17 protein-coding genes and 1 tRNA gene are annotated in these 26,870 nt (G+C 55.3%); 12 read left to right on the top strand and 6 right to left on the bottom strand.

The genetic code is table 11. The annotated features are described in order from the left end of the window. Positions 1-61: 61 nt before the first annotated feature. The 3 genes from P1X16_RS15915 to P1X16_RS15905 all read left to right on the top strand — a co-directional run bounded on the left by P1X16_RS15915 (position 62) and on the right by P1X16_RS15905 (position 5,415). Positions 62-3,160 (top strand): PAS domain-containing protein, encoded by a 3,099-nt coding sequence (locus tag P1X16_RS15915; RefSeq protein ID WP_277230973.1) that lies wholly within the window; start codon positions 62-64, stop codon positions 3,158-3,160. Positions 3,161-3,253: 93 nt separating this feature from the next. Further along, positions 3,254-4,417 carry a methionine aminotransferase gene (locus P1X16_RS15910; RefSeq protein WP_277230971.1) on the top strand — a complete coding sequence of 388 codons (1,164 nt, stop codon included), beginning with the start codon at positions 3,254-3,256 and terminating at the stop codon, positions 4,415-4,417. Positions 4,418-4,620: 203 nt separating this feature from the next. Then, complete coding sequence (locus P1X16_RS15905; RefSeq protein WP_277230969.1) at positions 4,621-5,415, top strand: amidohydrolase; 795 nt, start codon at positions 4,621-4,623, stop codon at positions 5,413-5,415. 144 nt (positions 5,416-5,559) lie between these two features. Here P1X16_RS15905 and P1X16_RS15900 read toward each other — a convergent pair whose 3' ends face one another. Continuing rightward, entirely contained in the window at positions 5,560-7,833 is a 2,274-nt protein-coding gene (locus P1X16_RS15900; protein ID WP_277230967.1) for an FG-GAP-like repeat-containing protein, read from the bottom strand. 60 nt (positions 7,834-7,893) lie between these two features. On the opposite strand from P1X16_RS15900, the gene murF reads away from it, so the two are divergent. Further along, a complete protein-coding gene (gene murF / locus P1X16_RS15895; protein WP_277230965.1) occupies positions 7,894-9,204 on the top strand; it encodes a UDP-N-acetylmuramoyl-tripeptide--D-alanyl-D-alanine ligase in 1,311 nt (436 codons plus the stop codon). A gap of 110 nt (positions 9,205-9,314) precedes the next feature. Here the strand turns inward: murF and rfbC are convergent, their stop codons facing one another. Both rfbC and P1X16_RS15885 read right to left on the bottom strand, forming a co-directional pair. Then, the gene (gene rfbC, locus P1X16_RS15890) at positions 9,315-9,857 is read right to left on the bottom strand and encodes a dTDP-4-dehydrorhamnose 3,5-epimerase (RefSeq protein WP_277230963.1); all 543 of its coding nucleotides are present in this window, start codon (positions 9,855-9,857) and stop codon (positions 9,315-9,317) included. 67 nt (positions 9,858-9,924) lie between these two features. Continuing rightward, entirely contained in the window at positions 9,925-11,046 is a 1,122-nt protein-coding gene (locus P1X16_RS15885; RefSeq protein WP_277230961.1) for a glycosyltransferase family 4 protein, read from the bottom strand. Positions 11,047-11,285: 239 nt separating this feature from the next. Between P1X16_RS15885 and P1X16_RS15880 the strand changes: the two genes are divergently transcribed. The 5 genes from P1X16_RS15880 to ppk1 all read left to right on the top strand — a co-directional run bounded on the left by P1X16_RS15880 (position 11,286) and on the right by ppk1 (position 18,489). Beyond that, positions 11,286-12,080, top strand: a complete 795-nt coding sequence (locus P1X16_RS15880; RefSeq protein ID WP_277230960.1) for a cytochrome c — start codon at positions 11,286-11,288, stop codon at positions 12,078-12,080. Between the two features lie 258 nt (positions 12,081-12,338). Further along, positions 12,339-13,670, top strand: coding sequence for a GTPase HflX (gene hflX, locus P1X16_RS15875; protein ID WP_277230959.1), 1,332 nt, complete (start codon positions 12,339-12,341; stop codon positions 13,668-13,670). 309 nt (positions 13,671-13,979) lie between these two features. Beyond that, complete coding sequence (locus P1X16_RS15870; protein ID WP_277230957.1) at positions 13,980-15,251, top strand: M43 family zinc metalloprotease; 1,272 nt, start codon at positions 13,980-13,982, stop codon at positions 15,249-15,251. A gap of 393 nt (positions 15,252-15,644) precedes the next feature. Next, positions 15,645-16,154, top strand: a complete 510-nt coding sequence (locus P1X16_RS15865) for a histidine phosphatase family protein (RefSeq protein ID WP_277230955.1) — start codon at positions 15,645-15,647, stop codon at positions 16,152-16,154. Between the two features lie 205 nt (positions 16,155-16,359). Continuing rightward, complete coding sequence (gene ppk1, locus P1X16_RS15860) at positions 16,360-18,489, top strand: polyphosphate kinase 1 (RefSeq protein WP_277230953.1); 2,130 nt, start codon at positions 16,360-16,362, stop codon at positions 18,487-18,489. A gap of 183 nt (positions 18,490-18,672) precedes the next feature. Here ppk1 and P1X16_RS15855 read toward each other — a convergent pair whose 3' ends face one another. Both P1X16_RS15855 and P1X16_RS15850 read right to left on the bottom strand, forming a co-directional pair. Next, positions 18,673-19,839 carry a DUF6268 family outer membrane beta-barrel protein gene (locus P1X16_RS15855; RefSeq protein WP_277230951.1) on the bottom strand — a complete coding sequence of 389 codons (1,167 nt, stop codon included), beginning with the start codon at positions 19,837-19,839 and terminating at the stop codon, positions 18,673-18,675. A gap of 209 nt (positions 19,840-20,048) precedes the next feature. Beyond that, positions 20,049-23,945 (bottom strand): metallophosphoesterase, encoded by a 3,897-nt coding sequence (locus P1X16_RS15850; protein WP_277230949.1) that lies wholly within the window; start codon positions 23,943-23,945, stop codon positions 20,049-20,051. 257 nt (positions 23,946-24,202) lie between these two features. Here P1X16_RS15850 and P1X16_RS15845 point away from each other — a divergent pair, with 257 nt between their 5' ends. Both P1X16_RS15845 and P1X16_RS15840 read left to right on the top strand, forming a co-directional pair. Further along, positions 24,203-25,450: a Pycsar system effector family protein gene (locus P1X16_RS15845; RefSeq protein ID WP_277230947.1), complete on the top strand. Its 1,248-nt coding sequence runs from the start codon at positions 24,203-24,205 to the stop codon at positions 25,448-25,450. Positions 25,451-25,610: 160 nt separating this feature from the next. Next, positions 25,611-25,682 (top strand) — tRNA-Arg (locus tag P1X16_RS15840). A gap of 224 nt (positions 25,683-25,906) precedes the next feature. Here the strand turns inward: P1X16_RS15840 and P1X16_RS15835 are convergent. Next, positions 25,907-26,242: a hypothetical protein gene (locus P1X16_RS15835; protein ID WP_277230945.1), complete on the bottom strand. Its 336-nt coding sequence runs from the start codon at positions 26,240-26,242 to the stop codon at positions 25,907-25,909. A 143-nt stretch (positions 26,243-26,385) separates the two neighbouring features. On the opposite strand from P1X16_RS15835, the gene P1X16_RS15830 reads away from it, so the two are divergent. After that, positions 26,386-26,730 carry a hypothetical protein gene (locus tag P1X16_RS15830; protein WP_277230943.1) on the top strand — a complete coding sequence of 115 codons (345 nt, stop codon included), beginning with the start codon at positions 26,386-26,388 and terminating at the stop codon, positions 26,728-26,730. The last annotated feature ends 140 nt before the right edge of the window (positions 26,731-26,870 follow it).

The raw sequence follows: 26,870 nt of genomic DNA, 5'->3' as shown, positions 1-26,870 counted from the left end.
CCAACCAGAACCTTACCTTGGACTACCGAAGGGGACTGGTACTGTCCGCTCTGGTAATCCCATGGCCGATATACCAGACTTCCAATTGCTGTTCGATGCAGTGCCAACTCCCTGTTTGGCCTTGCACCCCCACGACTTTACGGTGGTGGCAGCTAATGCAGCAAGTCGGGCGGTTGTTGGGCTACCGGCGCCACTAATTGGCCGGGAGGCGCCTGCGTTGTTTGGATACGAGACCAAGCTGGCGGCTTGGGAAGCTGCCGTAGGAGCGGTGCAGGTTTCTGCTACGCCTTATCAGTTGCCGGTAGTGTTGCCGTTTTCAGAAGCACCCGAAGCTGAATTTGGGGGAAAATGGCATCTACTACTGACGGCGGTGCGGTCGGGGCCGGAGGTCCCGGTGCGCTACCTGCTCTGCCAATTGCAGCAAGCCGCCCCGGCTACTGCCGTTGCGCAGCCAGTGACCGTCGAGCTGGAGCTGCCTCAGGAGTATTTCCGCTTTTTGTCTGACTCTATTCCCCAGCTAGTTTGGATTACGGATGCGGCCGGGCAGTACGAATACTTCAATGCCCGCTGGATAAGTTACACCGGCTACACTGTTGCCGACGGCATTGCACGGGACTTGCTGGCCATGATCCATCCCGATGACCAACAGCCGATACAAGAGCAGTGGCGCCACTCTCTCGACACCGGCCAAGCCTACGAAGCCGAGTTTCGATTTCGGGGCAAAGACGGGACGTACCGCTGGTTTTCATGCAAGGCCCTGCCACAGCGCGACGCATCTGGTACCATCGTCCGCTGGTTTGGCACCAGTACCGACATCGATAATCAGAAACGGACGCACCAGTTGCTGGAAGAGAAAGATCAGCAGCTCCAACTAATTCTAAGTCAAGTACCTGCCTACATTGCTACCCTCACCGGGCCCGACCACGTGTACCGCTACGTGAACGAGCGGTTTCAGCAGCTTTTCAGCGGGCAAATTGAATTAGGAAAGCCCGCTGCTCAGGTAGCGCCTGAGTTGGTAGAGCAGGGCATTATGGCGCTGATTGATGGAGTGTACACCACGGGCGAACCATACGTGCTACACGAAGCGCCGTTCCAGCATCAAACGCCACTCAACAACTCGGAAGAGTGGTTTTTCAACGGCGTGTTTCAACCGCTAACCGATGGAAAAAACCGCATTCAGGGCGTTCTAGTGTTTGCTATTGACGTAACCGAGCAAGTGCGCGCCAAGCAACGAGCCGCAAAACTGCTGGAAGAGGCTCGCCACCAGGACCGAGAATTCCGGCAGGCCCTGGAAGCGCTGCCGCAAATGGCCTGGCTTTCGCGGCCCCAGGGTGGAGTTTTCTACTACAACCAAAGTTGGTTCGACTACACGGGCGCCACATTCGAGGAACTACGCAACATCGGTTGGCAAAAGTATCTTCACCCCGACGATTTGGCCGCTACGGTGCAGGGCTGGCGGGTGGCCATCGAGCAGGGAGCCACCTTCGAAGCCGAGCACCGCTGGCGCAGCCACGATGGGCAGTACCGCTGGTTTCTAGCCCGAAGCGTACCTATTCGGCGCTCCGATGGTAGCATCCAGCGCTGGGTAGGCACCAATACCGACATTGATGATCAGCGGCGCATTCGGGAGCGGCTCGAAGAGAAAGACCGACAATTGCTGGAAATTCTTAGTCAGGCGCCCGCCTGCATTGCCACGCTGGAAGGACCTGAACACCGCTTCACCTTCTTCAACGACAGTTATACTGCCTTTGTAGGTGGCCGCGCCACGGTGGGGGGCCGAATTGCAGAGTTGCTACCCGAACTAGAAGAACAGGGCTTTGTAGCGCTGCTCGACAGCGTATACCAGACTGGCCAGCCACACATGGCTTTTGAAACGCTCATTGCTCTGCAAGACTCAACTAACACTGATTTTCGGCGGCGCTACGTTACGTTCACCTACCAGCCTCTATTCGACGATAAGCTCCAGATCAAGGGAGTATTGGCTTTCATACTGGATGTAACCGAGCAGGTCCGCAACCGCCGCAAGTCAGAGGTTTTGCAAGCCCAAATCAGACGCCGCGACGAGCAAGTGCGCCTCATGACCGAGTCGTTGCCGGCTATCATGTTTATCAACGACTCTGCCGGGCACGCACTGTACGTGAGTCCGCAGTGGTACACCTTCACCGGCTACGACCCAGCTACCACGTCCGTCGATGACACCTGGCCCAGCTTGCTGCACCCCGAAGACTTGCCAATAATTCACCCGATATACCAAGCTGCTCTGGCCGCAGGGCAGAGTTGGAGCTACGAATTTCGGTTGCGGCGCTACGATGGGCAGTACCGCTGGCAGCTAAGCCGGGGCGTGCCCGAGTTTGATGCGGCGGGCCGTGTGGTGTGTTGGTACGGCACCAACACCGACATTCACGAGGAACGGGAGCTGCGAGAGTTGCTGCAAGCCCAAAACGCCGAGCTGATCCGCACCAACGCCAGCCTCGACAACTTTGTGTACACCACCTCGCACGACCTGAAGCAGCCTATCAACAATATGGCGGGCATCTTCCAGGAACTGACGCGCACTGCCTATTTCCGCGACCCTGATGCCGTGAAGCTGATTGGCATGTTCGAGCAGGCACTTCAACAGATCGACGATACAATTCGTGATTTATCGGAGTTGGTGCAGGTACAGAAGCAGCGGCAATATCTGCCCACCGAGTCAATTGCGCTGGCGCCTCTCGTAACGGAGGTGCTGGCCAGCATACAGTATCAGCTACTTGCTGCTGGCGCCGAGGTTACTACCAATTTCGAGGCGATGCCCGTAGTGGAATTTGTGCGCCCCAATCTGCAGAGCATACTCTACAATTTGGTTAGCAATGCCCTGAAGTACGCAGCGCCTGGCCGCCCGCCCCGTATCCAGATCAGCAGTGGCCTCCACGAAGGACAGGTAGTACTGGTTGTGACCGACAATGGCATCGGCATTGACTTGGTACGGTTCAGAGGCCAGCTGTTTCAACTGTTCCGCCGCTTTCACGACCATGTAGAGGGTTCTGGCATGGGGCTTTACCTCGTCAACCGCTTGGTGCAACAGGCTGGCGGCCGGGTGGAAGTGGAAAGCACCGTAGACGAAGGTACCACCTTTCGGGTGTACTTGCCCACGCTACCACTACTCCCAGCCGCCTCATAAACGCTTGGGAGCAGCCGTAGCTCGAGCAGCACTTGCGGGTTCTCCACTGCCAGTCTGTATTTTGGGCTTCCTAATTCTCACTTGCTCCCCCTTATGGCATTGCCCACCATTCAGTCTAAACTGCCCGATGTGGGCACCAGCATCTTTTCCGTGATGACGCAGCTCGCGCAGGAGTGCGGTGCCATCAACTTGGCGCAAGGCTTTCCCGACTACGACCCACCACTGGAACTGCAAGAGGCGCTGGCCCGCCATGCCGGCACCCCCGGCCACCACCAATACGCCCCTATGCCCGGCTTGCCCCGTCTGCGCGAAGCCATTGCCCACAAAACTGCGCGCGTTTACCAAGTACCGGCCCCTGATGCCGCCACCGAAATTACCGTAACCTGCGGCGCCACCGAAGCCTTATACGCCGTACTGGCCGCTGTTGTGCACCCCGGCGACGAGGTGCTGGTGCTCGAGCCCGCATATGACCTTTACGGTCCTGCTATTCGGCTGCAGGGGGGCGTACCGGTGTATGTTCCGCTTGAGGCCCCCACGTTTCAGCCCGACTGGGACCGGGTGAAAGCGGCACTTACGCCCCGCACGCGCTTGGTCATGCTCAACTCGCCCCACAACCCCAGCGGCGCCGTGCTGACTGCCGAAGATTTAGAGGCGCTGACTGCTTTACTGGCCGATACTAACATCTTGGTGCTCAGCGATGAAGTGTACGAGCACATGGTATTCGATGGCATGCCGCACCGTAGCGTGCTCCAGCACCCGGCATTGCGCGAGCGGGCGTTTGTGCTGTCTTCGTTCGGCAAAACCTACCACGCTACCGGCTGGAAAGTGGGCTATTGCGTAGCGCCACCCGCCCTCACCACCGAGTTGCGCCGGGTACACCAGTTCCTAACCTTCGCTGTAAGCACCCCCACCCAGCATGCCCTCGCCGACGTGCTCGAAGCCAACCCGACGCACGACCAGGAATTGCCCGCCTTCTATCAGCCCAAGCGCGACTTATTCCGCGAATTGCTGGCGGAGTCGCGCTTCGATTTGCTGCCTGCTTCGGGTGGCTACTTCCAGCTTGCTCGCTACGCCCGCATCTCCCCAACCGAATCCGATGTAGCCTTTGCGCAGCGCTTAACCCGCGAAGCTGGGGTAGCGGTAGTGCCCGTTTCGGCGTTCTACCACAACAGCCACGACGACGGGCTGATCCGGTTTTGTTTTGCCAAGCAAGAGCAAACCCTACGGGCCGCTGCTGCCCGGTTGCGCGAGCTGTAAAACGGACTTTTCGAGAGCCAGACAATTAATGCCCCTTCCGCACGTTACGTGCCTATGGTCTACCGAATAGCGTAGCCCAGCTACATAGTTATGTTCTAATGAGCCGGAATTTATTTTCTAAAGTATACTATATCTGCTTTTAGCAACCTTATATTTCTTAATAGTTATGCCGCTCCCTCTCACCTACCTATTGCCCTACTACCGTGTCTGATTTAACTGTTTCCTTCGTGCAGGCTTCCTTGCAGTGGCACGATCCTGCGGCAAACCGCGCCGAGTTGCATCGGCATATCGACGAGATATCCATTGCAACCGACCTCATTGTATTGCCGGAAATGTTTACTACCGGCTTCAGCATGGAAGCAGCCACCCTGGCAGAAACCATGGAAGGCCCCACACTGGCCTGGCTGCGCGATATAGCGGCCGCCCGCAATGCCGTTGTTACGGGCAGCATCATTATCAAAGAGCAAGGCAACTATTACAATCGTTTGCTTTGGGTGCGCCCCGATGGCAGTACAAGCTACTACAACAAGCGCCACCTGTTCACGATGGCCAACGAGCACCACACCTACACGCCTGGCACCGAGCGGCTAGTAGAAGAGTGGCGCGGCTGGCGCATCTGCCCCCTAGTGTGCTACGACTTGCGCTTCCCAGTGTGGAGCCGCAACTCCAACACGCAGCCCTACGATCTGCTGCTCTACGTAGCCAACTGGCCCGCCGCACGCCGTACTGCCTGGATGACCTTGCTCCGCGCCCGGGCCATTGAGAACCTGGCGTACACCATGGGGGTGAATTGCGTCGGCATCGACGGCAACAGCCTCGCCTACGCCGGCGACTCGGCCCTGCTCGACATGCGTGGCGAATACCTGGTGGAAGTAGGCAATCAGGAAACGGGCATCACCCGCGCCCTCCGCCGCGCCGATTTAGAAGCCTTTCGTGAGCGGTTCCCCGCCCTTCAAGATGCTGATACTTTCGAGCTTACGCAGCTGGTAGCTCGATAGGTAGCACCGTAAAGAGTATTGAGACGACGCTACTATTTTCTTTCGGTTAAATTCAGTATTCTATACAAACAAGCCCTTGGTGCTTCACGAGCATCAAGGGCTTGTTTGCTTGGTAAGCTTGTCGCTTCTGGGTTAATCAGCCTGTTACTTCACTACCAGCCGCTGCATACCCAGTTGGCCGTCAGTAGTTTCGCAGCGCACCATGTAGAGGCCAGCAGCTAGGCCGCGCAAGTCGAGTTCGTGACGACGAGCAGGAGTAGCAATAGTGCGCACCGTGCGGCCCGTTAGGTCGAGTAAGGTCAAGCGAACGGGACGGACGGCTTCCACGGCAGTGCTACCCGACGCGGGGTTTGGATAAAGCGTAAGCGGCAAGCTTTGAGCTGCCGCTCCGTGGGTGCTCAGCACTTGGTTGCGCGGAGCAGCAGCCAACACCCCGCCACTCTCCATACCGATGAACAGCTCCAAACCACCGTCTCCATCCACATCGTTGGTAGCCAGGGTGAAGTGGTTTTGGTCCCGGACTCCGAGCTGGGCATTGTCGTAGGTGCCGCGAGCTGGGTTGTAAAACAGGTTGGTCCGGTCGAGGAACACGCTGCTTTGGTTGCGCAGGTTGCTGAACAGCCGGATAACTCCCGACGCATCTACGGTAAGCAAATCAGAAGTACCGTCCCTATCGAAGTCGGCTACCAGCGGGTACAGATTGACGGGGCGAGAATTGCCGGTCGAGCGAATTTGGCCGTAGTCGGCGTTGGCCATAGTGAATGCCGTTTCGAGCGTGCTGCTGCCGTTGTTGCGGTAGTAGCGCAAACTCTGGCCCGTTGAGGTGGAATTGGTACCGTAGAGCAGATCCACGTACCCATCATTGTCTACATCAAAGAAAGCAGCTGCGTCGTCCTGGCTGTTGGGCACATTGCTGATGGAGCGCAGCGTGGCCGTATCGAAGCTAGGTGCTTGGCTTGCGCTGGCTTGGTTGAGGTAGAAGCCAAGGAAACTGCGCCGCCCAACAGCATAATAGCCAGTGCAAGCAAAATCCAGCGCTCCGTCGCGGTTCAGGTCAACGATGATGGGGCGCAGCAACCCAAACTTCTTGGTCGAGAGGTTCAGATAGTCGGTGGTAACGAGCTTGTAGATAGCACGGGAGGTCGTGCCCACGTTGCGGTAGTAGGCCACAGTAGCCACAAAGAAATTGCCGGGTGCGTCGCGGCGGGTGCCCGCCACCAGCATATCCTTCAGCCCATCGGCATCCACATCCAAGAACGCCGGGGCGGCTTGCGAGCTAGCCTCTATCATGTCGCGCTGCAAGAAGTCCTGCTGCCGAAACTGAAAGTTAGGAGCGGCTCCGGTTCCGGCATTCTCGTAGTACCACACCGAACGGCGAGTTTCGACGGTATCCAAGTTATCGAACAGGTTGGGCGCAGCCAACAAGTCGGGTCGGCCATCGAAGTTCACATCTAAGCTATAACCCGCCGGAAAGTTGGTGATGCGCACGGGGGTAGTGCCCGTTGGGAAACTGCTATTGAGGCTGCTATTGGTCATAACCTCCTGCTGCGGTGTGCCTTGGTTAGTAATGGCTACCAACTCCGGGCAATAGTCGCGGCCGATCAGCACGTCTTTGTCACCGTCTGCATCCAGGTCAATAGCCAATATATTACTGCCCGATGAATGCTGAACGCCCCCGGGCCGGCACGGGGTAGTAGTCGAGAAGCTGTACGAACCGCAGGTGATTAGACAAGATTGAATATTGCCCCAAAAGTCGGTTATCTGTCGAAACTGCAGCCCACCACACCCACCCGTGCTTATATTTTGATAATAGGTGATGGATTTATCGGTAGCCCAATCGTATATCAGCATGTCAAGCCGACCGTCGCCATTGATGTCTTCAATGGTGGGCATATTTACGCCCGTGTTGATATTGATAGGCGTATTGCCAAAAAGAGCAGTTAGCAGCGAGGTGGTAAGCTGAAACGTAGGCAGGCCACCGGTACCGGCCACGTTCCGGTAAACCTGAATATCCACTTCGCTTTCGCCATTGGTAAACAAGTCGGGCCGACCGTCACAATCATAGTCGCGCAACATGGCCCAGTTGTGCATCCCCACCGGAAAGAGAGTTTCGTAATTGGGGGCGTACTGCCACTGTCGGCCACCGCCAGCGGCGGCTACGTTCAAGTAAGTAAGTACCCGGCGCAGACGTCGATCGAAGATGAAAAGGTCCTGCTGCCCGTCGGCGTTCAAGTCGATACTCGAGAACTGGGGCGAGTCGAGGCCGCCGGCCCAGGCGTTGCGCAGGGTATCGGTGCCTTGCACTACTTTTGCCACTGACCGCAGTTCGAAACCAAACGCAGTAGATTGCGCCACCGCCGAACGACTGGTTAGCCAACTGCACAGCACAAAAAGCAAAAAAGTAAGGCGTAAGGACATAAGCGGGCAGGATATTTTCAGAACAACACTCCAATTCAGCTTTAAGTTACTACAACAATCATGCAGGACATAGCGGCCCTCTACGACCATTTCCGCGCTTGTGCTTCGGTCAGCACCGATTCGCGGCAGGCCCAGACCGACACGCTGTTCTTCGCTTTGAACGGCCCCACCTTCCGCGGGGCCGACTTCGCCCCGCAGGCGCTGGAACGGGGTGCCCGCCACGCCGTCGTCGTCGATGCCGCTCTGGCAGCTCAGCACCCCGACCGGTACACCTACTCGCCTGACCCACTGCGCACCCTCCAGGACCTGGCCCGCCATCATCGGCGGCAGCTAACTATTCCGGTGTTGGGCATCACGGGCTCGAACGGTAAAACCACAACGAAAGAACTGGTGTACGCCGTATTGAGCCGGCGCCTGCGCGTGCAATACACCCGCGGCAACCTCAACAACCATATTGGCGTGCCACTCACCTTGCTCAGCATCCGGCCCGACGAGCATGAGCTGGCTATAGTGGAAATGGGCGCCAACCACCGGGGAGAAATAGAATTACTTAGCAACATTGCCGAACCAACGCACGGCTTGATTACCAACATCGGCAAAGCTCACTTGGAGGGATTTGGCGGCCAGGAAGGTATTGCGCAAGGCAAATCCGAGTTATTCCGCTTTCTAACCGCCACCAACGGCACCGCCTTCGTCAACACCCTGGATGCCCGATTGATAGAGCTGGGTGCCATGGTACCGAACCGCGTCACCTACCCCGGCCCCACCGATACGTACCCGATTACTCTAGTCAGTCCCATCCCCAACGTAACGCTCCGCCTCCCCGACGGCACCCAAGTTGAAGCGCGCATTACCGGCGACTACAATTTCCCGAATCTAGCAGCCGCTGCTGCGGTTGGGCAGTTCTTCGGAGTGCCAACTCCCGATATTGCGGCCGCCTTGGCTTCGTATTCTCCCACCAACAATCGTTCGCAACTCATCCAAACAGGCCGCAACGAGGTACTGCTCGATGCCTACAATGCAAACCCCAGCAGCATGAGTGCCGCTTTACGCAGCTTTGCCGCCCGCCCTTCCACCGACAAAACTGCCAAGGTGGTTGTCTTGGGCGACATGTTCGAGCTTGGCGAGGAAAGCGCAGCCGAGCACACCGCGCTAGGCAACTTACTGGCCGAGCTTTCTTTCAACGAAACAGTGTTGATAGGCCCCGAAATGGCACACGCACACAACACCTGCGCGGGCAGCCACAACCACTATTTTGCGACCAAAGCTGAGGCGGCTACTTGGCTACAAAGCCAGGCTCTGCAAAACCGTCAAATCCTCATTAAAGGCTCCCGCGGTATGGGTTTGGAAACCCTGCTAGAGTTCGTTTAAACTGCAGCTAGCGTAGCACTCAATCACTATTCACTTCTTTCCTACACACGAAAGGCTTACCGTTTGGCAAGCCTTTCGTGTGTAGGTATGTCCAGGCAACGCGCTATAGTCTAAAAAGGGCTATCAAAGCCTTGTAGCACAGGGAGTACCTGGTCTTTGTCTGATACATTAGGTGAATCTATTCCCCAGTTGATATTGAGGGTAGGATCGTTCCAGAGAAGTCCACCTTCGGCGCTTGGCTGATAATAGTCAGAGCACTTATAAAGAAACAGGGTATGATCTTCGAGGGCTATAAAACCGTGGGCAAAACCGACGGGCACATAAAGCATATTGTAGCGCTGCGCATCCAGTTCCACCGCCAAATGCTGTCCGTACGTAGCCGAGTCGCGGCGCAAATCCACGATGACGTCGAGGGCACGTCCCTGCGCAACGCGCACTAGCTTAGCTTGCGCATGCGGCGGGCGCTGAAAGTGCAGCCCACGGAGGACGCCACGCGTCGAACTCGACTGGTTATCCTGCACCCACTCGTGACTGACACCGGCCTGTTCGAAAACCCGGGCGCTAAACGATTCGAAGAAAGCCCCACGAGCGTCACCAAAGACGCGGGGAATAAATTCAACGACACCAGCCAGGGCGTGCTGCTTGATTTCCATATGAAAAGGTTACTAATTCTGATCTATCAAATTGTAGTGGGGAGCAAGTTAACTGGTTTGCTTGATCCTAGCGGCGTTTAGTTGCTATCGAAGCCACTTCCGTTAGGTACTTGTCGAGCACAATCTGTTCATCGAACTTGGACTCGGCAAGGTGACGGCCAGCGCGGCCCATAGCTTCTAGCTCGGCATTGGGCAGCTCCAGAATGCGCAGCATTTTAGCGGCCAAATCGGGGGCATTGCGCACTTCGCAGAGCAAACCGTTCTGGCCATCTTCCACGGTTTCGCGGCAGCCCGGCACGTTAGTCGTGACAATGGGCTTGCCCATGGCGGCGGCTTCAAGCAAGGTTTTGGGCGTGCCTTCGCGGTACGAGGGAAGCACCACGCAGTCGGCTTGGCGGATATAGGCAGCTACGTCGTCGGTAGTGCCGAGGTACTCGATATTGCCGGCCGTGAGCCACTGCTCGAATACGGCCCGCTTCACCCCCACTCCTCCCGACTCGTCGATGCCACCTAGCAGTTGCACCCGCGTGCCCGGCACCACTTCCCGCACCAGCCGGGCGGCTTCGAAATATTCTTCCACCCCTTTCTCATACAGCACCCGCGCTATCATAAGGAACACGAACGGCTGCTGGCGCTGGAACTCGGCGGCCGGCCGGAAACGCTTGGTATCGACCCCGGAACCAGGCAGCACGTCGGTTATTTCTTTGCGTACCAGCTTATGCTGCAGAAACAGCGCTTGGTCGTCGCCGTTCTGGAAAAACACTTTGCGCGGAAACCGGAAGGCGTAGCGGTAGAGCTGCAAGGCCACCTTACTCACAAAGTTGGGCACCAGAAACACCGTTCCTAAACCCGACACGTTGTTGATGCTTGGAATGCCTGCCAACCGGGCGGCTAAGGCACCGTAGATGTTGGGCTTGATGGTGTAATGGAGTACCACGTCGGGCTGTTCGCGCCGGTAAATGCCATAGAAGCGGCGGGTTAGCTGGGCATCCTTTACGGGGTTAGTGCCCTTGTTTTCCATCAGGATGGGAACGTAGCGGCAGCCAAGTTCGGTTTGTAAACGTTCGGAATACGCATCAGGGGGCGCAATAGCTATTACCTCGTGGCCAGCCGCCTGTAAGGCTTTCACTAAGCTGCGCCGAAAATTCCAGATATTCCAAGAGGTATTGATAACAATGGCAACGCGCACGGACAGTAAAACAGTGAGATGGAGAGGTAATGAAGTAGGATGCTGAAAAGCAAAGATACGGGCATTAGAAAGCAAGAGCCGCTACGCAGACCCAAGTGCTTCGGCAGGTTGCTGCGTAAAGGTGGTGCCAGAGCCCATACCGCCGCAGATAAATTCGGTCCGCGGCACGCTTTTTCGGGCCTTACCTTTGTTGAGTACTTCAGAGACTTTGTATTTCACCACTCACCACCTCATTGCGCGTGTCATTTTCCGTTTTGCTTTTACGCTTGCACCTGCTGGTATTACTTGCTTTTCTACTTTTCTACGCCACCAAAGCGGCGCTGCTATTTCTGGGCCGCCAGGAAGACTTGCGCAACCTGCGCGCCCGTACCCGCATTGTCGACTCCCTGTTAGGACTGCTGGTTTTGGGGTCGGGGCTCTGGCTGGTGGCCTTGTACCCGGGAGCGGCACCCCGCTGGCTGTGGGTGGAACTCGGTTTGGTAGTGGTGTTGGTACCGCTGGCCATTGCAGCCATGCGTCGGCAGTACAAGCCGGGCATAGCCTGCATGCTACTTGGCCTTCTGTATCTGTACGGCGTGGCACAAGCCGGCAGCCTTACCTTGCGGCGCCCGACCCGCACTGCCGCTAGCACGGCCGCACTTGGCCGCCCCGAAACCACGCCCACACCTGACGCCGCGCCGCCCGTCGATACGCTCGTTGACGACGAACCTGGCCTTTCGGAAGCTGAAGCCGACGCGCTGCAAGCGGCCACCGCTAGCGCCGCCATTGCATCGCCTCCGGCCGAGCCCGAAACCGACGGAGAAGGTATCCTGGCGAATGGCAAAGTCTTGTTCAATAAAAATTGCGCGGTGTGCCACGGACCCGACGGGCGCCTAGGCCTGAACGGAGCCTACGACCTCACTAAAAGCAACCTCAACACCATGGGCCGCGTGTACAAGGTGACGCAAGGCCTCGGCAAGATGCCTGCGTTCAAAGACAAACTAACGACGGCCCAGATACAGCAAGTAGTAGCTTACTCGCTGACTCTGAAGTAAGCCCCTGAACGAAGCAAGCTAATAGGGCGAGCCAATGTGCCGCCCTACTTCGGTTTCACGTCCCATGTTCAGCTTTCGTTGGCACGTGAATCAGGTTTATAGCGAAGCTAGACCGCAACTCGCGTTATTTACAACAGTATAAGTGCAGATAGTGCATCCTACCCCTTTCTTACGCTAATGCAATAGTTAGGCTTCCGTGTTTATAGAAAGTTGCGTTATTGATTACCTATTCCATCCTACCCCTTCCTTTCTCTCTACATGGCAAAGAAATCTAACTCCGGTGGGCGCCAGCAAACCAACAGCACCCGCCACCCCGGCGCTACCGATGCCCCCAGAGGCAATCAACCTACACGTAACCCGAATACCGGCACCTATGAAACGGCTCAGCAACGGGAAACCGCCGTGCTGATAGCCGTTCCCGACAAACGGCAGTCGGATACTCGCACCCAAGAGTACCTAGATGAGTTGGAGTTTCTGGCCGAAACGGCCGGAGTAGAAGTGAAGAAACGCTTCGTACAACGCCTCGACAAACCCGACATCCGCACCTTTGTGGGGGAAGGCAAACTAGCCGAAATCAAAGCCTATGTCACCCACAACGGTATCAGCGTCGTTATTTTCGACGACGACCTGTCGCCTTCGCAGCTGCGCAACTTGGAAGCAGAGCTGATGGTCAAGATTGTGGACCGCTCACTGCTCATCATCGACATCTTTGCTACGCGGGCCAAAACAGCCACTGCTCGGGCCCAGGTGGAGTTGGCGCAATACCAATATTTGCTGCCCCGCCTGACGGGTTTGTGGAGTCACTTGAGCCGGCAGCGTGGTGGTGGCGTGAGTATGCGCGGACCAGGTGAAACGGAAATCGAGACCGACCGACGCGTGGTGCGCGACCGGATATCGCTGCTGAAAGAGAAACTCAAGGACTTCGACAAGCAAAGCCACACCCAGCGCAAGTCGCGGGGCGGGGTGGTGCGGGTGGCGCTGGTAGGATATACCAACGTGGGTAAAAGCACGATCATGAATCTGCTGAGCCGCTCCGACGTGTTTGCCGAAAACAAACTGTTTGCTACCGTCGATTCCACGGTGCGCAAGATTTCTTTCGACAACATTCCGTTCCTGCTCTCCGACACAGTTGGGTTTATCCGCAAGCTTCCAACGCGCCTCATCGAGAGTTTTAAGAGCACGCTCGACGAAATCAGGGAGGCCGACTTACTAGTGCACGTTGTGGACATCTCGCACCCTTCGTTTGAAGAGCAGATCGAGGTAGTCAACGAAACGCTCAAGGATATTGAAGCCGCCGATAAGCCGATGCTACTGGTCTTCAATAAGATTGACCAATACCGGAACGATACTGAAACCGAACGTCAGGCAGGCTTCGAGGGCATGAACGAAGATGAAGATGCGCCCAGCCGCCCCACGCTCGCGCAGCTACAGGACACGTACATGGCCAAAATGCACGACCCAGTCATCTTTATTTCAGCCAAGGACCGGGAGAATATCGAAGAGCTACGTGCTTTGTTGACGCGCCATGTAGCCAAGATTCACTACCAGCGCTACCCCAATACCGTGATAGACCACGTAGACGGCGAATAGCTCACCTCACTACAAACAGAAGCCTTGGCAACTTGCCAGGGCTTTTTTGTGTGCTATCTGTCCGCATCAGCTGGTCTTGGGTGAGGCAAATGGCCGACTAACTGATTGTCTCTTGCACAACGACTGGAATGCGCTAGGGTCTTGGTTAGCGGTTTTCAATCTTTCCATAATATAGCTTTCTATGGTGGCTTAGATGGGGGCGGCTGGTTTCTAAAAATATCTTATTTGATCTGCCTTAAATCAGCCTATTATTACTATATTTCATCCTATTCTCTCCGCACAATCATACTCAACTCCAAAACCATTCGCATGAAGGCAAAATTTTACGCGTTAGCTCTTTCTTTCTTGGGCTTAACATCTTCAACTCTTGCGCAAGAGTTTCGCTTGGCGCTTGATAACGGCAAGGCAACACCGGGCCGGCAGTGCGCCACTATGGACGTGCTGAAAGCGCAAATGGCGGCCGATCCTACGCTGGCAAAGCGCATGGCCGCAGTGGAAGACCAAACCAAAAAGTTTGAAGCTACTTCAACTTCCAGACGCTCGACAACGGGCGTAATTACGATTCCGGTAGTCGTGCACGTGCTCTACAACACGGCGGCCGAGAACGTAAAGGATGCGCAGGTTGAATCGCAAATAGCAGTACTGAACCAGGACTTCGCTAAGGCTAACTCGGATGCTAGGCTGGTACCAGACGTTTTCAAGCCGTTAGCGGCCAACACCAACATCCAGTTTGTGCTGGCGCAACAAGACCCGAACGGTGCTCCAACCACGGGCATCATTCACAAGCAAACCAAAGTCACTTCGTTTGGCACCAACGACGTAGTGAAGAACTCGAAGCGCGGTGGTGATGATGCCTGGCCCGCTAGCAACTATCTCAACATATGGGTGTGCAACCTAGGTGGTGGACTGCTCGGTTACGCGCAATTTCCGGGAGGTAAAGCCAGCACCGACGGGGTTGTGGTCTTGTATTCGTCGTTGCCGGGCGGTTCGGCGGTTCCCTACAACAAAGGTCGGACGGCTACCCACGAAGTAGGACACTGGTTGAACCTGCGCCACATTTGGGGCGACGCTAGCTGCGGCAACGACTTGGTGGCCGACACGCCGACCCAGCAAACCAGCAACTACGGCTGCCCCGACTACCCGCACGTAACCTGCAACAACAAGGGGGACATGTCGATGAACTACATGGACTACACCGACGATGCGTGCATGTATATGTTTTCGGCTGGTCAGTCTGCCCGGATGAACGCCCTGTTCGATGCCGGCGGAAGCCGTGCTTCGCTGCTCAATTCGCCGGGTGCCAAGGCAGGACGCCAACTGGCTGTTGCCAGCGAGCTAGCCGGTAAGGCAGCCGTTCGCTTGTACCCTAATCCGGCCACTCAAACCTTGAACGTATCGGTACCGGAAAAGCAAGCAGCAACCTGGACGGTGAAAGTATACGACCTGAGTGGCTACGAAATGAAGCAAGCCCGCTACGATGGCCAAGGTCGCGTAGCTGTTGCTAGCCTGCCCCAGGGCCTCTACCAAGTGGTGATGTCGGACGGTGCCCAAACAATCCGGCAGCGTTTCCAGAAAGAATAGCTTACTTGCTTTCGGAGCTAGCGGTGTTGCAGCATTGCTAGCTTTTCACACCTAACATTTTCCCTCATTCACCCGCATGAAAAGCCCGCCACTCGGTGGGCTTTTCTAGTATTGGCCTACCTGCAGTGCCCCGAAGCTCTTCCTGCAATACGGAAACGTAGCTTGTGAAGCGCGTCTATCTCTAAACGGGGCAGGATCTTTGAGAGTAGCCGAAGCCTAGCGTCTTGCCCTGCCTGTGGTTCGTAAATATTGGCTAAATGGGTAGCGCTTTTTTAATCCTCTGAAAAGCACACAGATATCCTTGTTTTCCTGTGGCGCTTCATTTCTAGAATAACCATTTTGCGAGCCTCGTAGTAAAGAGGCGTGCTTTTAATTGTACCTCACCCTGCCCGCATGAAAAGCCTATATCTGATGCGCCACGCCAAATCCAGCTGGAGCTTCGAAGACTTAACGGATGAGCAGCGCCCGCTCAATGGCCGGGGCCGCGACGATGCGCCCCGTATGGGCCAAGCTTTGGTTAAGCGCAACATCAAGATAGATTTGCTGCTTTCTTCTGCGGCAGTGCGCGCCCTCACGACGGCCGCGCTGGTAGCCAAGGAATTAGACTACCCCCACGAGCGAATTGTGGTGCGGCCCGAAATCTACCACGCTGATGTACAGGTGCTGCTAGACGTTGTGCGCTCCTGCCCCGACGAGGCCGATTCGGTGCTGCTTGTGGGGCACAACAACACTATTTCCGAGTTTGCCAATCTACTCTCGCCGGGGGCGCTGCACGAAGAGATGCCCACAGCGGGTATCGTGTGCCTGCACACCCAGGCCGAGCGGTGGGCCGACGTAGATCAGGCAAACACCGAGTTTTACTTTTTCGACCGGCCGCGCGACAAGCCGCGGGATATCGAGTAGAAACGGCAGACGAAGCAGATAACTTCATGTAAGAAGCTGTTGGAAGTTGCCTTTTTTCCGTAAAGTGCATAGTTGATAATCGCTTTCTGATGCGCATGTCACCGCCTACTAGCTAATGCTAGGCGAACTGCAATTAGTAAGGAGGCTTTCCTTGGGGATGCCAGGTAAAGGAGGACGCTCTTGTACGTGACGCTTTTTCTTAATCATGGAAAAAATCGAAAAGAAAGCCGCTGAAAAACCAGTGTTGCTAAACCGGGAGCTAAGCTGGCTGGCGTTTAACCGGCGCGTGCTTCAGGAAGCCCAAAACCCCGAGGTACCGCTGCTCGAGCGCCTCAAGTTTATGGCCATCTTCTCCAGCAACCTCGACGAGTACTTCAAGGTGCGCGTGGCTACGCTGCGGCGGCTGGTGAAGCTGAAAAAGAAAACCCGCGCCAAACTGACCGACGACCCTACCGCCCAACTCAAAGAGCTACTGGAAGAGGTGCGTCGCCAGCAGCAAGAATTCGGCGACACCTTTCGCAACAGTTTACAGCCGGCCTTGCGCGAGCAACACATCCATCTTGTGTCGGAGCATGACCTCACCGACGAGCAGCGGCAGTGGGTGCATCAGTACTTCGAGCAGCACGTGCAGGATTTACTCTCGCCCGTCATCCTCGACGAAAACCTGCACCATCTTTTCCTGAAAGATCAAACGGTATACCTCACGTTTTACCTGACAGAACCCACCGAAGGCAGTTCGAAAAAGAAGAAGCACCACGTCGACGATGAGCGGGTACTGGTAATGGAACTACCCGTAAAGCGCCACGGCGGCCGGTTTGTGGTGCTGCCCAATCAAGGCGACGAACGATACGTGATGTTTCTGGACGACGTAGTGCGGTGCTGCGCCCACACGTTGTTTCCGAAGTTCAACAAGGTGCAAGTGCATTCCGTTAAGATTTCCCGCGACGCCGAACTAGACATTCAGGAGGAAGTATCGGGCAACCTGATGGCGAAGATCAAGAGCAGTTTGCAGAAGCGCGAAACCGGCTATCCGGCTCGCCTGCTCTACGACCCGGCCATGCCCAAAGAAGTGATGAGGGCGCTGATGCAGAAAACGGGCATTGGCACCGACGAGTTGGTAGATGGCAGCCGCTACCACAACTTCCGCGACTTTTTCGGCTTCCCCGATTTAGGATTGAACCATCTGGTGTACGAGGCGCACCCGCCCCTGCCCCACCCAACCCTACCCCGCACCGGCCCCATGATTCCGGCCATTGCCGAGCGCGACCACCTTCTGAGCTTACCGTATCAGTCCTTCGACTACGTTACGCGCTTTCTGCTCGAAGCCGCCAACGACCCGTTGGTAAGCGCCATCAGCATCACGCTTTATCGGGTTTCCAGCAAGAGCGAAGTGGCAAAAGCCCTGCTCAAGGCCGTGAAGCACGGCAAACAGGTGACGGTAGTAGTGGAGCTGAAAGCCCGCTTCGACGAGGAAAGCAACATGTACTGGGCCGAAAAGCTACAGAAGGCGGGTGCCAACGTTATATATGGCATTCCGGAGCTGAAGGTGCATAGCAAGCTGGCCCTGGTAACCCGCGCCGAGGAAGGCCACAACCGCCTCTATGCCTACTTAAGCACCGGCAACTTCAACGAGAATACCAGCAAAATTTACGCCGACCACGGCCTGTTCACCGCCGACCTCCGCCTGACCGGCGAGGTAGCCGAGGTGTTCCGTTACTTCTACGACCGGCAAAACAAGGCGGGCAGCTTCAAGCAGTTGCTGGTAGCGCCGTTCGAGCTTAGGGAGCGGCTGAATGCCCTAATCGACCACGAAATAGAGTTGGCCAAACACGGCAAGGACGCCTACATCATCTTGAAGCTAAACGCTTTGCAAGATGAACGTATGATTCTGAAGCTATACGAAGCCAGCGAAGCCGGCGTGCGGGTGGAACTATTAATTCGGGGTATTTCCTGCCTCATTCCCAACCTTGAAGGCCAGAGCCTCAACATCAGTCAGCGGGGTATAGTGGACCGGTACCTAGAGCATGCCCGCATCTACGTATTCGGCAACAGTGGCAAAGAGAAGATCTACGTAGCCTCTTCCGACTGGATGGCCCGCAACCTGGACCGGCGCGTAGAAGTTGCATTCCCTATTCTACAGGAAGATTTGCGCGCCGAAATCCGCCACCTGCTCGACCTTCAGCGCCACGACAACGTAAAGTCCAGAGACTGGCAGAACAACTTCGTGGGCTCGGAAGACCCCAAAGCGCCCCGCGTCAGAGCCCAAGACGACACGTATGCGTATCTGAAGAAGCTTAGCCGCAAACGCAGCAAGCCCAAACCAGAAAAAAGCTGAGGCGTTACTCTCAAGGCTTGAATTGAGGAGATAAAACGGTCATGCTGAGCGCAGCCGAATCATCTCGCTAGTGTGGTAAATGATATTACTCCAGCGAGATGCTTCGGCTGCGCTCAGCATGACCGTTCTTTGTTTGCCTGCTCTTGGTATGGTCGCGCCCTTCAGAAATTGCTAGAACTCCTTTTATCGGCCTACTCCGAACAGGCCCAGCAACCCTTTGGTAGGCACAATAAAGATTTCGAGGCTGGCATACGGAGCCCAATCGAACTTGCTGTCGATTATTTTTTCCCGGTCGTCGTTGGTGCGGTCGAAGGCGTCGAAGGCGTAGTTGTAGCGGTAGCCACCTTCTACGCCCAGCCAGATGAAATCGTACAGCTCACGCTCCCAACGGCCCCGGAATTTCACTTCGGTTTCGCGCAGCTCCAAGGTGCGCAGAGGGTCGATACCGGGCTCAGGCTGGCCATTGTCTAGGCGGCGCACCAAGGGGTTGTTGAGCTTGATAATGTAGTTGAAGCCGTCGACGGTATATCCAGCCGTGAAGATGGAGCGGGGCGACACGTTGTAGCGAACTGCCACACGAGCCGGGAAGATGGCCTCTACGCCCCAATGTGAGTTGAAGGTACGGTTGTAGAGTACCGCCGGATAGGGACTAAACCGACCGAACGTATAGCCTAGTTGCACCCCTATACCCCACGAAAACTCTGGACTCCGCTTCCAGCCGTAGAGAAACTCCGACGACACGCGCAGGTAGTCTTTCACGTTTAACTCGCTCGATGTGTAGTCGCCGCTCAGCTCGCCTTTCACTCGGAAGATGTACCAGTTTACCGCATTCACCGGCCGAATAACGGCTAGCTGTGCCCCTAAGCTTTTGAGCGCTTTGTTCTCTATGTTGTCGTAGAACTCATAGGTGGTGGGAGTATTGCGAAATTGAAACTCCTCCCGGTCGTAGTTGATGCCTAGTATCAGCTTTAAGTGCGGATGGTTGAGCATCGGGATGTACCCCTTGAAAATAAGTCGAGCGTTTTTCCTGGCGTCGGCCGAGTAGTTCGGTAAGTTTTCCACCTTGGCTGTCGACGTCACGCCAAAGCGCGGCATTCGCTCATAGTGGAAAACTATGCCCTTCGTTGGCCCCTGGTTTACCACCGAAGGCGTAGCAAATTCCTGGTCGCGCCCTACCTGGTTGGAAGGCAAAGTATCGGTGGGGGAAGGAGCCGGTGCCGGAAATACCGGCGTAGGCGACGCTGGAGGCGTCACCTGCGCTAGTGCGGCCCCACTGAGCAGTAGGCAACCAAGCCCGGTGAAGGCAACTTTGCGCACCATCCGCGCCCGAAATATTAGAGTAGAGGACATACGCTACAAGTGTGGAATAGAAACTAAGCTCGGTCAATCTTAACGCATGATGCAGCAAAAAGGCTACTGCCAATCAGTTCTTATTGCGCTCCACAATGCTGCCTTTACTATAGAAAAAAGCCGGCCGGATTAGGCCAGCTTTTTTCTTGTTTTCTGTTTGTCAACAAATCAGCGTTTTTGCGCTTATCAAGCGTCGCTGGCACTTGCTCTTAGAACAAGAAGTCAAAGCCTAAGAACACTAAATTTTCTTCGCCCTTCGAGTACGTTACGTTGATAACTGCTTGTTTCAGAATGTCGACCCACACGCCACCGCCTATGGCAGTGTGGTAGGCATCGAGGCCCGATTTCACGTCATAGCGTGTGTACACCCGCGCCGCATCGGCTAGGCCCATGATACCGAACTTACCCGGCAGCAGGTAGGCGTTGAACTCAAAGAGCTGAATCCGCACCTCGGCATTGGCGTACGTGCTGGAACGGCCCGAGTAGCGCGTCCGGCGGTAGCCGCGCAAGTTGGTGGTGCCGCCCAAGGTGTTGGCCTGGAAGAAACGGTAGTCGCCAAGGTTGCGGTTGGCGCCAATGCGGCCAGCCCAGGTTAGCTGGAACGGGAAGTTGGGGCTCAGATAGAAGCGGAATTCCGAAGCCAACCGCCCGTAGCTTAGCTTCTCGGAGTTGAGCTGCTTGTTGTACTCCACCGAGTTGTACCAGCGCAAACCAATACGCGGGTTTTTCGGCGACGACGCGGCATCAATATTCAGATACGCTCGACCACCTAAGTAGCGGTTAAGTTGGAAGTCGGAAGAGCGGATACCAACCGCGCTTGTGCCTTCTATGCCATTACCGTCCTCATCGAGGTTATTAGCTATTTCGCGGCCCAACCGGTCACTGCTTACGCGGAACTGGTCGTACTGCGGACCGATACCGAATTTCAGGAAGCTAAAAATATCCTTTTCCAACACCGGCGAAATGTACAAGCGCGAGAAGCGCACCCGATAGGTGTCGTTGATGTCGCGGGCGCGGGTGCTGTTGTCGTCCGCCAGGATGTTGCGCGTGTCGTTGCCGAGGCCAAAGTAGTTGTAAAGCAACTGGGGGCCATACAACTGCGCATTTACCCGCAGATCGTACTTGCCAATCACATCCACAAAATGCCCGGCATACCGCACATTGTAGGCTTTTTGCGAAGGCGAATAGTTGGCGGCCAAGCTTTGCTCGCTGGCGTACGGCTCTTTCCGGAACCCATAGGTGCGGTACACGGCCCCGCCTCCTACAAACAGGCGGTCGTCGATGTTGTAGCCGAAATACGCCGTTGGACCGAAGTAGTTGAGCGTGTAGTCTTTGCGGTCGGAGCGGTTGCGAACATCGTAGCGGCTCACATCAATGCCTGGCTCGGTGCGCAGACGCGTGTCTTTGCCTGGCGTAATCACGTTGCCGGTATCGGCGTCGTAGATGTGCGTGTAGTGCCGGAGGCCCGCCACATTCGAGCGGTCCGTAATAGAGTCTTTGTCGGTGCCGGCAATAATGCGCAGCTTGGTGCCACGCTTTACGTCGCCTTTCACGTCGTACACGTCGTTGCCTTCAAACCCATACAGGCGCAGCTCCTTGGTGACCTTGTTGTCGAAGGTGCGGTCGAAGAGCGTTTTGCCGAGGGCACCTTCCTTGGTGATTTTGCGTACCGTCACGCGGGTTTTGTCGTCGGGCAGGCGCTCCACCTCAAACTTCTCGCGCTTGCTGGAGCCTTTCACCTCCGTCACCTTGCTCAGCATTTCGTAGTAATCGGCCGCTACCTCAGGCAGCAGCTCGCGGCGGCTTTTCAGCTTGGCCACGATTTCAGGGCCGTGCAGGTCGTAGATCTGCTTGGGCCACCGTTGCTTGAACGCCTTCTCGATAACGTCGTCGGTGAGGGCTGCCTTCAACTCTTCGGCCTGCTTCACCCACTGCTCTTTCGTGACGGAAGCTAGGTACACCCGGTCGTTGCTGAGAGCCGTCAGGTTGAGGCCTTTCCAGTCGGCGTAGTCGGCCCCGAAGTTCTGGAAGTTGCGGATGGCCCACTTGCGCGAAGCGAGGTACGGAAACAGACCGTCGCCCTTGAAGAAGGCAATGTCTCGGTCTTCGGGTACGGCCGTGAACTTCCGGTCGCCGTCCTTGTCTTTTTTCTCGGCCCACCGCCACTGGTCTTCGTGCCGGTCCCAGTCGCCAATCCACATATCGAAGAGGCGCGAGCGGGCAAAGGCCTTTTCATCAACGCGGTTGTCGTTGTCTTCTACCAGGCGCTCGAACACCTTGTCGGTGCCTACCAAGTTTTCGGCATTGCCGAGCGAGGCTACGTTGCTTTGGTCGTCTTTGGCATCTTCTTCAATAGCGCCCGGCGTGTTGGAAAAACGCTCGAGGTATTGCCCAAGCAACGGATCTTGCGGAATGTAGCGAAGCTCGGGATTGGTGTGCAGAATGCCCGCGGCCGTAGCCAACGGTGGTATTACGATGGAGCCGTACGGGTGCTGAGCCGAAATCTGGTCTTGCAGAATGTCGGCGGCGGCTCCGCTGCGCAGGGCTTCGGGTAGTACGGCACCGGGGTCTTTGTTGAGGCTGCGAATGGTGAAGTTGCGGCCTTCCTCGTTGCGCACTTTCAGCGAGGCCGTTTGCTTGCCACCCCCAATCTTGTAGGGCGTAAGGCCGCCTTGCTCGGTGGCAAGATCCAACACCGGAAACTTCACGGGCGTGGCCCACTCCTGGCGGTAGTGCTGCCCAAACAACGACTTATGGAATCTGCTGCGGTCGGCGTAGCGCTTGTTGACGGCCAGCGTAATGGTGCTGTCCTTGAAATTAGGCCGGGGCCCAGTGGGCACTACTGGCGCCACTTCGGTGGCAGCAGCTACGGGCTGCGCGTACAGGGGCGTGCGGTATACAAGCCGGGCAGTTTCGCCCCGGCCGTTCGGAATCCAATATTCCACCCACACCTGGCCGTCGTCGTAGTAGTTTACACGAGCCAAGCCTTTCTCTTTGTCCGAGAAGTTGGCTTTGGCGCCGCTGCCGCTACGGGTGTGCTGCGTTTTGCAACCCGAACCACTCACAATCTGGTGGTAGGTTGGCATCCGGAAATACTGCAGGTTGTGCTCGTGCCCCGAAGCGTACACGATGTTTGGGTGCTTGGCGAAAATGTCTTCCAGTCCCTTCTTATACGCTTGGTAGAGTGGGTGCGGGATGTCCTGGCTAACGCCGCCGTACTTACGCGCAAACGGATATACCGACCCCACCACGGGCAGCGGAATAAACGCGTACTTCGCCACAATCGAGAGCGGAAACAAGTGGTCGGCCAGGGTAAAGTAGCCGCCATGAATACCATCGGACTGGATGGGATGGTGCCCAATGACCATGATATTCTTGTCCTTGTTGCGCTCGATGATGTCTTCTAGCTGCGTGAAGAAGTCGGTTTCGTTGGCTACGCCGCAGCCGCTATTAGACCCGTATGGCCGCTCGCCTTCGCCTTGCAAAAACCACTGCGAGTTGATGGCAATCATCACCAAGTTGTCTTGCAGGCGCACCTCAAATGGTCCGGGGCACGCGTCGCGCGGAATGAAGAAGTCGCCGGTGTACGAGAAAGCCGCCGAATCTTTGGACATGAAGTTCTCCACAAAACGCTGCTCGCGGTTCACTTGCTCTACGCCCCCATTCTTGCCTTGCTTCCAGTCGTGGTTGCCCGGAATCATGTATTTCTCGCCGGGGTAGTTGCGCAGCACGTTCAGCTGATCAACAATGCGGCGCTCCGATTCTTCGCGGTCGGAGGCACCCTCCTCGGGCATCCCGTTTTCGTAAATGTTGTCGCCGAGGTAGATGGCGGTGCTTTTGGTGCCGGCGGCCAAAAGCTGCTTGCGCATAAAGTTAAGAGAAGGCTCACCGCCCTTCTCCGAGGATTCTGGCTTGCCAACGTCGCCGATTAGGAAGACAGAATAATTGATTCGGGAACTGTCGGGGGGTGTTTTTGATTTCCAATTTTCACCACCCCTGGTATAGTTCGGCCGGATGGGGTGCGGAGTTTGCGTAGGTTTTTGTGCCCATGCAGTGGCGCCGCCTAACAGCCAGACTAAACCACAAGACAAGAAAAGACGCTTCATATAGAGGCAATAGAGAGAGAAAGCAAGCTTGGTGCCTAACGCATAAACCAAGCATTAGTGGGCGCAGTTATCAGAATTACGAGTAACTTACTGAAACGGCTGCATGAGGTCAAGCCTCAGTAAGCCGGGAATGCCTGCCCTACGCAAACCTATGATTCACGGTTGAGATAAGCGTGTAAAAACCTCAACTTGCAATTCGCGTTCAAAGTCGGTTAGGGGTGCTGCCCCGCTACCGCCGCTCACACCCCGCCCTTCAAATGGAACCTACCGTAACGCTCCAACCGGCTAAAGCCGACCGATCTGAAATTCTGAAACAGGCGAAAGCCTTTGTTACGAAGCTGATGGAAGAAAAGCTTCCGCCGCAGCTTGTTTATCACTCCCTGAAGCACACTATTTCGGTGGTAAAGGAAGCGCGCACCTTGGGCGAGGATTCCGGCCTAGATGCGCCCGACCAAGAGGCCCTGTTGTTGGCCGCCTGGTTTCATGATACCGGCTACATCGAAGCTAACGACGGCCACGAATACCGCAGTATGGTAATGGCCGAAAACTGGCTGCGCCAGCAGGGCTACCCCGAACCGCGCATCCAGATAGTGAAGGACATCATCCGGGGTACGCACCGCGACGAGCCTTGTGACACGGAATTGCAGAAGCTGCTCAAGGATGCCGACATGAGCGGCATGGGCCGCGAAGACTTTTTTGCCAACGCCGAGCTGCTCCGGGCCGAATGGGAAACCACCCTGGGCAAAACCTACTCCAACGTAGAGTGGGCCGAGTCGCAGCTCGACTTCCTAACCTCGGCTAAGTTTCTGACGCCCGCTGCCAAAGCGCGTTACCAAGACCAGTTCAAGGCCAACGTGAAAGAGCAGCGCGACCTGCTCAAGAAAACCGAGAAGAAAAAGAAAAAGAAAGAGGAAGAAGCCACCGGCACGTTTGCCGAGCCCAAGCGTGGCGTCGAAACCATGTTCCGGACCATGTACAGCAACCACATGAAGCTCTCGGACATGGCCGACAAGAAAGCCAACATGATGATTAGCTTGAACGCGGTGCTGCTTTCGGTAATCATCACCTACCTGGGGGCCAAGGCCGGCACCAAGTCGGGGGTGCTCAGCCCCACCATCGTCAACAACCCGGTGCTGACCATTCCTATTGGTTTGCTGCTCGCTACGGCTTTAGGCTCAGTCGTGACGGCCATTTTGTGTGCCCAACCTGATGTTACGAGCTTCAAGTGGCTGAAAAAGAGCCCTCAGATTGCCACTAACCGCCGCGTGAACTTGCTCTTCTTCGGCAACTTCAGCAAGCTCAGCCTCGATTCTTTTCACTCGGGCATGAACCAAATCATGAGCGACAAAGATGCCTTGTACACCAACATGGTAACCGATATTTACTACCTCGGCGATGTACTGACCCGCAAATACCGGCTGCTGCGCATTAGCTACACCATCTTCATGGTCGGTTTGATTCTGACCTCGCTTTCCTTCGGTATTGCGCTGCTTTACAAAATGTAATTTTTCTCTATAAGTATCTGAACAGCATAGGGAGTAAAGTAAGTGGATCTATCTGTATCTGCGGGCTTTACTCCCCTTTTATTTCACTTGGTTTAGTATCTTACTTGCTTCTGGCTTGGGCTATCTTCCGATTCGGATTACCTTTGCCGGCACATATACTGGCCCCGTAGTTCAACGGATAGAATAAGGGTTTCCTAAACTTTAGATGTGAGTTCGATTCTCGCCGGGGCTACTATAACCCCTTCCATCTGTTTTGGAAGGGGTTTTTTGTTGGTTTTACTGGTTCCAGCTATTCTAACTTTTTGAGTGGAATGCGAGATGGTAAAACAAATGGTAAAACATTTTTGAAGGCGCCCTCTCTCTTTGAGAGCTATCAACCAGCTTTATGCCTCTCCGCAATTCCATGCGTAGCACCTAAGATTTAGTCTTTCTTGTGCAGCCATAGAAGTATGGACTTCAATTATTCACTTGTTCTGATTGCTGCGCCACGTATGCTTGGTATAGCAACATTCCACTACGGGTAGAAAAGATGTGACAAAATCTTCGACTACGCTGCTCATCGTACAGTTCAATCATGTATTCTGGCTCCCCAACACTTTTGGGCAACAGGCGCTCGGCAATGTCCACCTTCAAGCCTCGGCGTAGGTGATAAGTAGCAAACTGCCATGTTGCTTGATATAAGGTGGCAGGTGGCAGGTCAACAAACAGCATCAAGTCATCTTCGAAATCAAGAAAAACTTTTGAAGCTAACTGGTTGGCATCTTGAGAACTTGGGCACGGGTCTGTGTTCATTTTAGAGAATTTATTTATGATTTGATTCGGCTTTATAGGCTAGGTATATCTGATAGTTTTAAACTTTTAGCAAGAGCTATCCTATCACGGCTAAATCAGGAAATAATTACCTCCTGAAATTCTCAACTAGCCTGCTTTTGCACATGCAAGATTCCGTCTACATCAACCGTAAAGCACTGATGGTCTGTCTCAAACGCCATTACGCAAACAATAAATATTTTATAGAGGTAGATAGAGGTCCTCAAGTAATTATTGATTTTCCTGACAAGAGTGTTTACTCCGAATCCAACATCAGCATTGTGCAAAGTGTAGGATTAAATCGCTACAGATTAAAGCGCAGCTATGCCATAACGCCGGAACAGTATGAGGAGTTGAACCAAGCGTTAAACCTTGATAATGACCATTATTTCGCGCCTGTGAAGAAGTTCTTGATTGATGCCGAGACCTTTAAGGATAAGCTTCAGGTGTTATGTGACCTTCTTGATTGAAGATTAACTAACTAGTGTTCCGCACCGCAGCAGATGTTTCTAAGTAACCAGCCGCTGCGGTGCGTAGGAGGCAGTGACCATCAGGTCACGGGGAAGTATGCTGTGAGAAGGATGGGACTAGGCAACGGCATTCCATCTCT

Source organism: Hymenobacter sp. YC55, from assembly GCF_029433095.1.
Classification (GTDB): domain Bacteria; phylum Bacteroidota; class Bacteroidia; order Cytophagales; family Hymenobacteraceae; genus Hymenobacter.
The sequence above is the reverse complement of the archived record's forward strand: the minus strand, read 5'-3'. Positions and strand labels throughout refer to the sequence as shown.